Raw genomic sequence first — 13,819 nt, forward strand, 5'->3', positions numbered from 1 at the left:
TATGAGCGATTTTTCTTTAAATATAAATATTCCAGCTGAGCATATAGATAACATATTTGGCCATTTCGACAAAAATATTAAGGCTATTGAAGATGGCATGAATATTTCCTTTATTCTTCGAGATGACAATATTAAGCTCACTGGAGATAAAGAGCATGTTGAACATGCCAACATAATTGTCAATGAGCTTTTAGAGTTATCTAAAGCAGGAAACATTATTACAATACAGGATGTAAATTACGTTATGTCAATCGAACAGGAAAAGTTAGAGAATCATGATGTGTCTGAGGCCAGAGGCGAGATTATTTGCCATACCACAAATGGCAAGCCTGTAGCACCTAAGACACTTGGACAAAAGAAATATGTTGATGCAATCACTAATAACATGATTGTATTTGGCGTTGGTCCTGCCGGTACAGGTAAGACTTATCTTGCTATGGCCAAGGCTATTACAGCCTTTAAGAATGAAGAGGTATCCAGAATTATCCTTACTCGACCAGCTATTGAGGCAGGAGAAAAGCTTGGATTTTTACCTGGAGATTTACAGAGCAAGGTAGATCCATACTTGCGTCCACTTTACGACGCCTTATATCAGATTATGGGTGCCGAGGCTTTTCAGCGCAATATGGAGAAGGGGCTTATAGAAGTAGCTCCTCTTGCATACATGAGAGGTTGTACTTTGGATAATGCTTTTATTATCTTAGATGAGGCTCAAAATACTACACCTGCTCAAATGAAGATGTTTTTGACAAGAATCGGATTTGGTTCCAAGGCAGTTATTACTGGTGACCAGACTCAAAAGGATTTACCTAATGGTCAGAAATCTGGTCTAGATGACGCAATGAAGATTCTTAAAAATATTGAGGATATCAAGGTATGCACTTTAGATTCTAAGGATGTTGTTAGACATCCACTTGTACAGAAAATTGTTAACGCCTATGAGGTATATGAAAAAAAGGCTGAAAATAAATCAAGAAGGGCCAAAAAATGAAATATACTAACAGATTCTCTGCAAAACGACTAGGATATTCCCTTGGCATGACAATGATGTTTATTATCGCTAATACTTTGCTTTGTATTTTTTCAGGGGTGTTAGTTGATAAGTATATTTGTCTTGCAGCTATCAATATTTGTTTCTTTCTTCTTTTTATGCTTTTGCTAGCAGATAGAAGATTAAAGGGACATCTTCCAGAGTTCAATTATATTACCTATGGAAAGATTACAGCGGCACTTTTTATAGACTGGATTATAGTGTTTTTATGTGCTTTTTTTGCTCCAGATTTCTTTGCACCACTTATTATTATTCCGCTTGTCTCTGGATGTGTTTTTGATGATGGATTATCCAATGTTTTAAGCACTTATTTTGTTATTATTATTTCACTTTGCTGTGATTACAGCTTGTACATAGTTCTTTGCTATGTGACTTTAGTATTATTTGGTTCTATTCTCTCTAATTTCATTAAGAGAGAGGAGAATATATATAAGCTATATTCCATTATTTTGATATTCGCTGTTACTACGCTAATATCAACAATCTTTTTCTACTTTAATTTTCTTGAACTTAGGATGACAGATTTTATCTATGGTATCTTTGATGGATTGATTTCTGCTGTTGTGACTATTCTTATAGTTCCTTTGTTCAATAGATTTGTTGTAGAATCACAGACCGATTCTTATGAGGAGTTTCTTAGCCCTGACTTTTCCCTTTGTCAGGATATTAGAAAGTTTTCTTATATTGAATATACACATGCACTTAGGGTTTCGCACCTTTGTCGCAAGTGCGCTTCAGCTATAAAAGCTAATAGCCAGCTTGCTGCATGTGGAGGATTTTACTATAGGCTTGGCAAATTAGAAGGGGAGCCGGTTATTGATAACGCTATTAAGATTGCTAATGACTACTGTTTTCCTGGAGATTTGATTCAGATTTTAGCTGAATATGGTGGTATTGTTTTTTTGCCTAGCTCTAAGGAATCAGCTATAGTTCATATGGTAGATTCTGTAGTTACTAAGGTAGAGCTTTTTGATTCGGATTCAATGAGTAGTTCCTGGAATCAAAATATGGTTATATATCAGACAATCAATGAACTTTCTCAGAAGGGTATATATGACAATTCTGGTCTTACAATGAATCAGTTCCTTACCATTAGAGAAATTCTTGCAAATGAGGATATTTTAAATGACAATCTTGATTGAAAATGAAGTAGACGCAAAATTTGATTTTGATTATGAGGATATAGCAAAAAAGGTTATTAACACTTCTATGGATTTACTTAAGTTTCCATTTGAGGCAGAGATTAGCCTTACAATTACTGATGCCAACGGGATTCAAGCTATCAATAAAGAATTCCGTGACATAGATTCAGCTACGGATGTTTTATCTTTTCCAATGGTAGAGTATGAATCTGCTGGAATTTTTGATAAAATAGAAGCTGATGAGGATTTATTCAATCCTGAAACTGGAGAGGTTATTCTTGGGGATATAGTTCTTTGTAAAGAAAGAATTTATTCACAGGCCGAAGAATACGGTCATTCTGTTCTTCGAGAATATGCTTTTCTCATAGCCCATAGTATGTTACATTTATTTGGGTTTGACCATATGACAGAGGATGAAGCCGCTGTCATGGAAGAAAAACAAAGAGAGATTCTAGATGCTCTTGGGATTTCTCGAGACTAAGAAAAGGAGAGACTAATAGTATGAAGAAAAAAATAGTATCAACAATGCTTGTATTTTCTTTGGCTCTTTCATCATTTATTGCTTGCGGAAAGAAGGACGAAGAAGTTGCAGAGAGTGGTCAGACAACTGTTGACGACCAGGAGGGCGTAGAAGCTGTCGATGATTCTGTTGCATTTTGGGAGCAGACATCAGAGGACGGACGTGTAAGAAGTTATCTTACTGGTGAGTGGGTTGATCCTTCTTATGGTAGACAGCGTCCAGTTGCAGTTATGATTGAGAACACTAAGGCTTGCTTACCACAGTATGGTATTGAAAATGCCGGAGTAATCTATGAGTGCGTTGTAGAAGGTGGCATCACTCGTATGATGGCTATTTTTGATGATTATTCTGGTTTAGACCAGATTGGTAATATTCGAAGCTCAAGACCATATTTCGTATATTTTGCTAGCGAATATGATGCAATTTACATGCATGCAGGTGGTAATCCAGCAGCTTTCGAGCTTATCGATGACAAGAATCTTGTAGACAACCTTAATGCTCTTACTCTTGAGGGTTCAAAGGGCAAGGCTGCTGCATATAGAACAGGAAAGTCAGAGCATACTCTCTATACTAATTCAGAGGGGATCGATATAGGTATTGAAAAGCGCAGTTATGATCAGACACTTCCTTCTGATTATGAGCCACACTTTAAGTTTGCTGCCGATGGCAACAATTTAGAGAACGGTGAGGATTGCCAGGCTGTTCAGCTTTATTACTATACTAATAAGCCATATTGGATTTACAACGAGGATGATGGATTATATTACAGATATGAGTTCAATCAGCCACAGGTAGATGCAATTTCTGGTAATCAGCTTACAGCTAAGAATATTATTCTTCAGGATGTTGCATGGTTTACATATCAGGGTTCACAGTACTTAGGATATTTACTTTCATTCAACACTGGTACAGGTAAGTACATCACAAATGGTAAGATGGTAGATATCGTTTGGTCTAAGGATGCTGATACAGAAGTTACTCATTATTATTATGCAGACACCAATGAAGAGATTCAGCTCAATGTTGGTCAGACATGGATTCAGGCTTGTCAGGCTAGTGGCGAGGGTGATTTCAGAAAAGACAACGAGTTTTACGCAAAGAAATCAGATTTTAGCAAGGCAAAATAATACTCATGGCAAGAAGAAGTAAACATGGCGATGCTAGTTTTATAATGCAAGGTTCCATCCTTGCAATTGCTTCGATTGTTAGCCGTATAGTGGGACTTTTATATAGAGTCCCACTTACAGCTACTATTGGTGATTCAGGAAATGGTTACTATGCAGCCGCCTATGAAATTTATAATATAATATTACTTATTTCATCCTACAGTATACCGCTGGCTGTTTCTAAACTGGTATCTGCTAGAATTGCTAAAGGGCACGTTAAGGACGCAACGAGAGTGTTGCACGGCGCCCTTATTTTTGCGTTTATCAGTGGTGGGTTAGCTGCCGGTGTAGTTTATTTCGGTGCAGAATTTTTTACAGGTGTTATATTAAAGAAATCTTTAGCAGCTATAGCGCTAAAGGTTTTAGCTCCAACCCTTTTAGTTGTAGCGATTTTAGGTGTGTTTAGAGGCTTTTTCCAGGGACTTGGCACTATGATTCCTAGTGCTATTTCCCAGATTGGAGAGCAGATTGTAAATGCTATTGTTTCTGTGGTAGCAGCTAATGCACTTTTTTCTTATGGCAAAAAAGTTGGTGGTGTTTTAGGAGATGTAGACGAATATGCTGCAGCATTTGGCGCCGCAGGTGGTACCCTTGGTACATCCACCGGAGCTTTCTTTGCATTAATTTTTATTCTCTTTATTTTCTATGCCTTTAGCAAGATGCTAAAGAAAATGGTGAAGAGAGATAAGCATAGATCCACAGAGAGTTATTTTGAGATTTTCTCTGTTTTGATTTTGACTATTTTACCTGTACTCTTGAGTACTACGGTTTACAATATTAGTTCCCTTATTGATCAGGGTATTTTTAATAATGTGTCTCTGTTACAGGGATATTCCGAAAAGGAGAGCAATGCGCTTTTTGGTATTTTTGCAGGTAAATATCGAGTCCTAATAAATGTACCTTTGGCGATAGCTTCCGCCATGGCTACGTCTATTGTGCCTAGTCTTACCTCAGCTTTTAACTCAGGGGATGAAAAGCTTGTGAGAAAGCAGGTTAACATGGGTAATCGTTTCGTAATGATAGTTGCTTTCCCATGCGCAGTTGGAATGATGGTTCTATCTAGTCCGATTATGCAGTTATTATTTAATGACAGTTCTAGGACTGCATCAATGATGTTTGTAATCGGTGGATGCTCTATTGTTTTTTATTCACTTTCGACTTTATCCAATGCTATTTTGCAAGGTATTGATAGGATGATTATCCCTGTTAAAAACGCATTTATTGCTCTTGTAGCACATGTTTTAGTGCTTCTAGCATTGATGTTTATATTTGATTTAAATATCTACGCTGTTGTTGTTGCAAATGCATTTTATGCGCTTATGATGTGCTTTTTAAATCAGTCAGCTGTTTTGAGATATTCAGGAGCCTACATTGATATTAGAAGAGTGGTTTTAGCGCCTTTTGAAGCTTCGGCTATTATGGGTGTTATAGTTTTATTGATGTATAAGACCTTTAATGCGTTATTTGCACTTGCTCTTTCGGCTCGTATAGCTAATGCTATAGCTTGCCTTCTTTCGATTTTAATTGGAGCTATTGTATATTTCCTTGCTTTATTCTTCTTTAAGGGAATAGACGAAGAAACATTACTTAAGTTCCCTGGAGGAGCTAGATTATGCGACATTGCTTACAGCTTACATTTATTGAGGTAATCCAATGAAAGACGAAGAAAAGATCTATGACATTTGCATAGTTGGTGCAGGATTTTCAGGACTTGTTCTGGCAATTAAACTTGCCAGGGCAGGTCTTTTGGTATGTTTAGTAGAATTAAATAGAGTTGTTGGTCGCAGAATCTTATCTACAGGAAATGGTCGCTGCAATTTTACTAATAGTCGCATGGGCAAGGATTATTATTACAGCGAGAGTTCTCTTGATTTTATTGGTGATACTCATGAGAGTCTTAGGACTTTTCTTAGAGAGATAGGTGTTATCGACAAGGCATTAGACGGTTATTATTATCCATTTACCAATCAGGCTAAAACAGTTAGAGATTCACTTGAGGCGGAGATTAATTCACTTGGTGTGACAGTTCTTCTTGATAACAGGGTTACTGATATATCTAAGGGCGATGTTTTTACTGTTACAACCAATAGGGATTCAATTAAATCTAAATACGTTTGTGTTGCTTCAGGCGGTCTTTCTGCAGCTACTCTTGGTTCTTCTAAAATCGGATACAAGATGGCTCAGAAATATAAAATGCATGTTACAAAGCTTGCTCCTTCCCTTGTTGGAGTCCTTTCAAAAGATATCTGTCTCAAGGAATTAGCTGGAGTTAGAGCAATAGGTAATGTTACTTATAGGGATCACTCATGTGAAGGCGAGATTCAGTTTAATAAAGACGGTGTTTCTGGTTATCCAGTTATGTGTATTAGCCGTTTTATCGGATTTGACGAGCTTGATAAACGACTTTCAGATATAAAGCTTGATTTCACGCCATATATGAGCGAAGAGGAACTTACATCTGAAATCAGAGATAGATTTAGTAGAAATCCTAGGGCAACTGTAGAAAGTGCACTTCTTGGCTTATGCAATGAAAAGATTTTATCTATTGTTATCAGTTATTCAAGGATTTATGGTGATACTGCAGTTGATAAATTAGACGATGAAGATATCGCTAATCTTGTCTATAATTTCAAGTATTTTTCTATTAATGTTACTGGCACCAAGGGATTTGATAGCTCGCAAGTTACTGCTGGAGGTGTATCGCTTCAGGACATTGATACTAATACAATGGAATCCAAGACCTGCAAGGATTTATTTTTTACAGGTGAGGTCCTTGATGTTGATGGTATTTGTGGAGGCTATAACCTGACTTGGGCTTATACATCTGCGGATATTGCGGCTAACGAAATATTAAAAAGGTATAAAAATTAATGTTAAAAGTTGATCAGCTAAAACTTGATATTTCTCATTCTTCAGATGATTTGCTAAGTCTTATTTCAAAAAAGCTTAGGGTTAAATCATCTGATATAACATCTTGGGCTATTCTCAAAAAATCTGTGGACGCCAGGAAAAAGCCGGATGTTTATTTTGTGTACTCGGTTTCTGTTGAACTTGCTGGGAATTTAGAGAAAAAAGTTTTAGATAAGAATAAAAAAGAAAATAATATTAACCCATATTCTAAAAAGGAGTATGCGCTTCCAAGGCTTGATAAAGAGCTTCGCCCTATTGTTATTGGGGCAGGGCCGGCAGGTCTTTTTGCAGCCTATGCCTTTGCCCTAAACAATATGCAGCCTATTATTTTTGAACGAGGCAAAGAAGTTGACCAGCGCACTACAGATATTCTTAAGTTTTGGGAGACAGGGGTTTTAGATACCAAATCCAATGTACAGTTTGGAGAGGGCGGAGCAGGTACATTTTCAGACGGTAAGCTTAACACCCTTGTAAATGACAAGCTAGGCAGGAATAAATTTGTCCTTGAGACATTTGTTAAATTTGGAGCTCCTTCCAATATTCTTTATGACTACAAGCCACATATTGGCACAGATGTTTTAAAGGATGTAATTAAGAATTTACGAAATGAGATTATTCGCCTTGGGGGAGAGTTTCATTTTAATTGCCAGGTAACGGATTTCCTTATAGAAGATGGAAAAATAAAGGGAGTATTGGCTGGCGATAAAAAGTACCTTAGTGAAAATGTTGTGCTTGCTATTGGACACAGTGCAAGAGATACCTTCAAAAAGCTTTATGATTTAGGCTTTGATATGGAGGCCAAGGATTTTGCAGTAGGGTTTAGAATAGAACACCCACAGGCCATTATTTCTCAATCTATGTATGGTCCTAGATTTGACGAATTAGAGCCTGCTGCATATAAGCTTGCTTGTAATCTTGATAATGGAAGAGGCGTATATTCATTTTGTATGTGTCCTGGAGGATATGTGGTCAATTCCTCGTCAGAAGCCAATCGCCTTGTAGTTAATGGAATGAGCTATTCAAAGCGTGATAGCAAAAATGCTAATAGTGCCATAGTTGTTACTGTTGGTGGGAGAGAATTTGATAAAACGAATCCACTTTCCGGTATTGAATATCAGCGCGCTATTGAGAATAAAGCCTTTGAGTTCTGTAATGGTAAAATTCCTCAACAACTTTTTGGGGATTATAAAACCGGCAAAATTTCCTCTAATTACGGAGATTTTGATAGTGTTACAAAGGGCCTTACAGATTTTGGACCTTTACATGAGATTTTTTCTCAGGAAATAAGGGATTCAATTATTGACGCAATGGGGTTCTTTGGTACTAAAATAAAAGGGTTCGATAGATTAGATTCTATCTTATCTGGTGTTGAAAGTAGGACTTCTTCACCAGTTAGAATCAAACGTAATGAGCTGTTTCAATCAAATGTTAGCGGACTTTATCCATGTGGCGAGGGCGCCGGTTATGCTGGCGGAATTACATCTGCTGCAATGGATGGATTGAAAGTAGCAGAAGCTGTTATAGCAAATAATAAAGAATAGGTGGGAATAATTGTGGCAGAATACACTCCAATGATGCAGGAGTATCTTAAAACTAAATCTGAATATGAAGATTGCATCTTGTTCTATAGATTGGGAGATTTTTACGAGATGTTTTTCGAGGATGCCAAAACTGCTTCTCGAGAGCTAGAGCTTACTCTTACAGGTAAAGCATGCGGTGCTGAGGAGCGAGCTCCGATGTGTGGAGTTCCTTTTCATGCGGCAGATTCTTATATTAATCGCCTTGTCAGTCGTGGATTTAAGGTGGCTATTTGTGAGCAGGTAGAAGACCCTAAGGAGGCGAAGGGTCTTGTTAAGCGTGAAGTAATTCGTGTAGTTACACCTGGTACCAATATAGACCAGATGGCTCTTGATGAGACTAGCAATAACTATATTATGGCTCTTTTTTATCAAAGAGGCGTATTTGGCGTTGCTGCTTGTGACGTTTCTACAGCTGATTTTTATCTTACAGAGGTTGATTCAGTTCGAAAGCTTGTGGATGAGATTTTTAGATTCAATCCTGCTGAGATTATTTATTCTAAATCAATTTTTGAATCTGGAATGGATATTTCTGGTATCACAGAAAAGCTTTCTTGCGCAAGCTCCCTTCTAGATGATTCTATGTTTGATGATGTTCTTTGCACTAGAGAGATTCTTAGACATTTTAAGGCTCATTCTCTTGAAGGCCTTGGACTTATGGATTTTTCTATTGGCAAGATTTCTGCAGGAGCTCTTTTGTCATACTTAAAAGATACTCAGAAATCTGATTTAGCGCATCTTACCCATATCACACCATACACAGACGGTAAGTTTATGCTTCTGGATAATTCCACCAGGAGAAATCTTGAGCTTACTGAGACAATGAGAGATAAGCAAAAGCGCGGTTCTTTATTATGGGTATTGGACAAGACTAAGACGGCTCTTGGTGCTCGTCAGCTCAAGGCATATATAGAGCAGCCACTTATTTCTGTTGATGAGATTATCAAGCGTCAGGATGGAATAGAAGAGCTTAAAAATATGATGATTGATAGAGAAGAGCTTCGTGAGTATCTATCATCTGTTTATGATTTAGAGCGTCTTATTACCAAAATAACTTATCAATCAGCTAATCCTAGAGATTTGATTGCCTTTAAACAGTCTATTGGTATGCTTACGCCTATAAAGACTATTTTAAATGGTCTTCACTCTAGAATTCTTTGTAATCTCAATGATGATATTGATGATTTAAAAGATTTGTATGTTCTCATAGATGAGGCCATTATGGAAGAGCCGCCTATTTCTTCACGTGATGGTGACATTATTAAGACTGGCTATAATGACGAGGTTGATAGACTTCGAAGCGCTAAAATTGATGGCAAGAAGTGGTTAGCAGACCTTGAGGCCAATGAGAGAGAAAAGACAGGTATCAAAAATCTTAAGATTAAGTTTAATAAGGTTTTTGGATTCTACCTTGAAGTTACTAATTCCTACAAGGATTTAGTACCTGATTATTACGTTAGAAAGCAGACCCTTGCCAATGCAGAGCGTTATTATACACCTGAGTTAAAGGAACTTGAGGATAGTATTTTAGGAGCAGAGGACAGACTCAATACTATAGAGTACGAGTTTTTCAAGACTGTTAGAGATACAATCGCTTCTCAGGTTGATAGGATTCAAATTACCGCCAAGGCTATAGCAAACCTTGATGCGCTTATTTCTCTTGCTGTTGTAGCAGACAAGAATCACTATATTCGACCTGTCATTGATAATAGAGGAATAGTTGATATTAAAGAGGGGCGTCATCCTGTTGTTGAGCAGATGATAGATGATGATCAGTTTATTTCAAACGATTGTTACCTTGATTTAGACACTAATACAATCGCTATTATTACAGGTCCTAATATGGCTGGTAAGTCCACCTATATGAGACAGGTGGCACTTATTGTCCTCATGGCCCAGATTGGAAGCTTTGTCCCAGCTACAGAGGCTAGAATTGGCGTTGTTGACCGTATATTCACTCGTGTTGGTGCATCAGATGATTTATCTACTGGCCAATCTACTTTCATGGTAGAGATGAATGAGGTTGCTAATATTTTAAATAATGCCACCAATAAATCCCTTTTGATTTTGGATGAAATAGGCCGTGGAACATCCACCTATGATGGACTTTCTATTGCCTGGTCGGTTGTGGAGCATATTGCTTACAATATTGGAGCTAAATCTCTTTTTGCAACCCATTATCATGAGCTTACTGAGCTAGAGGGTCAGATAAAGGGCGTTCATAATTACTGTATTTCAGTTCAAGAGATGGGCGAGGATATTATTTTCCTTAGAAAGATTATTCCTGGTGGTGCAGATCAGAGTTATGGTATTCAGGTAGCTCGTCTTGCAGGTTTGCCTGAGGAGGTACTTACAAGAGCACGTACTATTGTTAATTCATTAAATGAAAATGACATTGCTGCGGTAACAGATAAAATTGCTATTCAGGAACATATAGAAGAGAAAATTAAGAATATGTCAGGGGTTACTTTCTCAGAAAAAGAAGCTGATATTATTTCTGAGCTAAAGAATCTTGAAATAACTCAGATTACCCCTCTCGAAGCTATGAATATTCTCTTTGAGTATCATAATAAGGTGAATGAATAATGGGAAAAATTAATGTATTGAGCCAAGAGACAATTGATAAGATTGCTGCAGGAGAGGTGGTTGAAAGACCAGCTTCCGTTGCCAAGGAACTTATTGAAAACAGTATCGACGCTGGTGCTACAGCTATTTCTGTTGAAATAAAAGGTGGAGGTATTGAGTATCTTCGAATTACAGACAATGGAGTCGGCATAGAAAAGGACCAGATTCCGGTGGCATTTCTTCGCCATTCTACCAGCAAAATCAAAGATGCAGAAGACTTAAATAACGTTCATTCTCTTGGATTTAGAGGAGAGGCTCTTTCCTCGATTTCGGCAGTATCAAAAGTTGAGCTTATTACAAAGACTAAAGATAATTTACTTGGTGCAAGTTACATTATAGAAGGTGCCAGGGAAGTATCACTTTCTGATGTTGGCGCCCCAGATGGAACAACATTTATTATTAGGCAGCTATTCTACAATACTCCTGCTAGAAAAAAGTTTTTAAAAGCAGAGAGCACAGAGGGCAGTTATGTTTTTGATGTTGTAGAGCATCTTGCTTTATCCCATCCAGAGATTTCATTTAAGCTTATAATTAACGGCAAGGAAAAGCTGATGACATCTGGCAATGGTTCCCTTTCAGATACTATCTACCAGATATATGGTCGCCAGATTGCAGCTAATATTTTAGATATTAGTTATGAGGATGAGCTTTTTTCTATTACAGGATATATTGGCCTTTCTATTATAGCTAGAGGAAATAGAGCTTTTGAGCATTTCTTTGTAAATGAAAGATATATCAAGAGCAATAATCTTTCTCGCGCCTGTGAGGAGGGCTACTACGGATTTTTGATGGGTCATCAATATCCATTTTTTGTATTAAACATCGATTGTAATGATGGTGCTGTGGATGTTAATGTTCATCCTACTAAACAAGAAGTTCGTTTTGAAAACGAATCAAAAGTATGCGAGATTCTTACAAAGGCTATTAATAGCCGCCTCAGAAGAAGAGAAGATGTTGTTGAGGCTAAGGTAGAGGAGGAAAAGCCTAGATTTAACGATACTTTCAATACAATTATTCCTGAGCCAATTGAAAAAGCTACATCTGTAAATAAAAGTTTATCCGTAGAGAAAGCTACTCCTCTTGATACAAGTAGCGATGAATTAATTGCCGATTATAAATCAGAATCATCTTCCGAACAGGAGATCAAACCAGTCAAGCTACCAGAACCATTCGAAAAGAATAGACTTGAGGCAATCAAAGCAAGTATCACTAGTCAAATCCGAAAGGATACTCCTTATGAAAAAAAGTTTGCTGAGAAGAATAGTGGTGGTGAAAAGTATGAACAGATTAGTTTCCTGACTAGAGAGGCAGTTAAGGAGCATAAAATTATCGGTCAAGTTTTTGATACCTATTGGATTATCGAGTACGATAAAAATATGTATATAATTGACCAGCATGCTGCTCACGAAAAGGTTTTATTTGAAAAAACTATGGCTCGTCTGAAGAATAAAGAAATGACTTCTCAGATGGTTAGTCCACCAGTTATTATTTCTCTTTCACAGCAGGATATTCTTTTATACGAAAGATATCATGAGGCCTTCGAGAGTCTGGGATATAGAGTAGAGTCATTTGGTGGCAATGAGCTTGCAATCACAGCTGTTCCAGGTAATTTATTTAGCTTGGATCCAAAACAGTTTTTCTTAGAGGCACTTGCTGATTGTCAGTCATACAAGGCTTCTGATTCTTTTGATATAATAGTTGAGAGAGTTGCATCCATGTCTTGTAAGGCTGCTGTTAAGGGTAATAACAGATTATCATTACCTGAAATTAAAACTCTCATAAATGACCTTTTGGAGCTTGATAATCCATATCATTGTCCACATGGTCGACCAACTATGATTTCATTTTCGGAATACGAATTAGCAAAGAAATTTAAAAGGATTGTTTAATGAAAAATTTAGTTATTTTAACAGGTCCAACTGCAGTTGGTAAAACAGCCCTTTCTATTAATCTCGCCAAGGCTATTAATGGCGAGATTATTTCTGCTGACAGTATGCAGGTTTATAAGAAAATGGATATTGGTACAGCAAAAGTTACTCCAGAGGAAATGGATGGAGTTAAGCATTATCTTATCGATGCTATTGAGCCTACAGAAGATTTTCATGTTGTTAGATTTCAAAAGATGGTTCTTGAGGCAATGGATGAAATTTATAGCAAGGGCAAAATCCCAATTATCTGTGGAGGAACAGGCTTTTATATTCAGGCTATTTTATATGATATTCAGTTCACAGAGCAGGAAATTGATGGTAGTTATCGTAAATCATTAGAGGATTATGCTAATGAATTTGGCAATGAAGCTCTTCACACAAGGCTTAATGAAGTTGACCCTGAATCAGCGTCCACAATTCCTGCGGCTAACAGAAAGAGAGTTATTAGAGCAATAGAATATTTCCATCAGACTGGTGAGAAATTTTCTGTTCATAATGAACGTGAAAAACAAAGGACAAGCCCTTACAATTTTGCATATTTTGTGCTAAATGATGATAGAGGGTTGCTTTATAATCGTATTGATAAAAGAGTTGATATTATGATGAAAGCAGGTCTTTTAGATGAGGTCAAGATGCTTTTGGCTATGGGATGTAAGCCTGGCATGACATCAATGGATGGCATTGGATACAAGGAAATCATCTCTTATCTTGATGGTAATATATCTCTTGAAGATGCTGTTGAGCTTATCAAGAAAAACTCCCGCAATTACGCCAAAAGGCAGTTGACATGGTTTAGACGAGAAAAAGAAGTTACATGGCTAGATAAAACAGTTTTAAAAGATGACAGACAGCTTTTGGATTATATTTTGTCTCAGCTTAAAGAGAAAGGAATTATTTAAA

General features: G+C 37.1%; 10 protein-coding genes. All 10 read left to right on the forward strand.

What is annotated here, in order from left to right; genetic code table 11:
* The first annotated feature begins 1 nt into the window (after position 1).
* Genes BLP50_RS01200 through miaA form a run of 10 tightly spaced genes read left to right on the forward strand, consistent with a single transcriptional unit; the run spans position 2 to position 13,818 of the window.
* Positions 2 to 991, forward strand: coding sequence for a PhoH family protein (locus BLP50_RS01200; RefSeq protein WP_090149682.1), 990 nt, complete (start codon positions 2 to 4; stop codon positions 989 to 991).
* Positions 988 to 2,193: a hypothetical protein gene (locus BLP50_RS01205; protein WP_090149685.1), complete on the forward strand. Its 1,206-nt coding sequence runs from the start codon at positions 988 to 990 to the stop codon at positions 2,191 to 2,193. Before BLP50_RS01200 ends, BLP50_RS01205 begins: the two co-directional genes overlap by 4 nt.
* Positions 2,177 to 2,674 (forward strand): rRNA maturation RNase YbeY, encoded by a 498-nt coding sequence (ybeY, locus tag BLP50_RS01210; protein ID WP_090149687.1) that lies wholly within the window; start codon positions 2,177 to 2,179, stop codon positions 2,672 to 2,674. The genes BLP50_RS01205 and ybeY overlap by 17 nt, the downstream gene beginning before the upstream one ends.
* Positions 2,675 to 2,694: 20 nt before the next feature.
* The gene (locus tag BLP50_RS01215) at positions 2,695 to 3,840 is read left to right on the forward strand and encodes a DUF3048 domain-containing protein (protein ID WP_090149690.1); all 1,146 of its coding nucleotides are present in this window, start codon (positions 2,695 to 2,697) and stop codon (positions 3,838 to 3,840) included.
* 5 nt (positions 3,841 to 3,845) lie between these two features.
* Positions 3,846 to 5,528: a putative polysaccharide biosynthesis protein gene (locus tag BLP50_RS01220; protein ID WP_090149693.1), complete on the forward strand. Its 1,683-nt coding sequence runs from the start codon at positions 3,846 to 3,848 to the stop codon at positions 5,526 to 5,528.
* 4 nt (positions 5,529 to 5,532) lie between these two features.
* Positions 5,533 to 6,750: an aminoacetone oxidase family FAD-binding enzyme gene (locus BLP50_RS01225; protein ID WP_090149695.1), complete on the forward strand. Its 1,218-nt coding sequence runs from the start codon at positions 5,533 to 5,535 to the stop codon at positions 6,748 to 6,750.
* Positions 6,750 to 8,330 (forward strand): NAD(P)/FAD-dependent oxidoreductase, encoded by a 1,581-nt coding sequence (locus BLP50_RS01230; RefSeq protein WP_090149697.1) that lies wholly within the window; start codon positions 6,750 to 6,752, stop codon positions 8,328 to 8,330. The genes BLP50_RS01225 and BLP50_RS01230 overlap by 1 nt, the downstream gene beginning before the upstream one ends.
* Before the next feature lie 12 nt (positions 8,331 to 8,342).
* Entirely contained in the window at positions 8,343 to 10,952 is a 2,610-nt protein-coding gene (gene mutS / locus BLP50_RS01235; protein ID WP_330386034.1) for a DNA mismatch repair protein MutS, read from the forward strand.
* Entirely contained in the window at positions 10,952 to 12,880 is a 1,929-nt protein-coding gene (mutL, locus tag BLP50_RS01240; protein WP_090149701.1) for a DNA mismatch repair endonuclease MutL, read from the forward strand. The genes mutS and mutL overlap by 1 nt, the downstream gene beginning before the upstream one ends.
* Positions 12,880 to 13,818, forward strand: a complete 939-nt coding sequence (miaA, locus tag BLP50_RS01245) for a tRNA (adenosine(37)-N6)-dimethylallyltransferase MiaA (RefSeq protein WP_090149704.1) — start codon at positions 12,880 to 12,882, stop codon at positions 13,816 to 13,818. Before mutL ends, miaA begins: the two co-directional genes overlap by 1 nt.
* The last annotated feature ends 1 nt before the right edge of the window (position 13,819 follow it).

Source organism: Pseudobutyrivibrio sp. AR14, assembly GCF_900101325.1.
Lineage (GTDB): Bacteria > Bacillota > Clostridia > Lachnospirales > Lachnospiraceae > Pseudobutyrivibrio.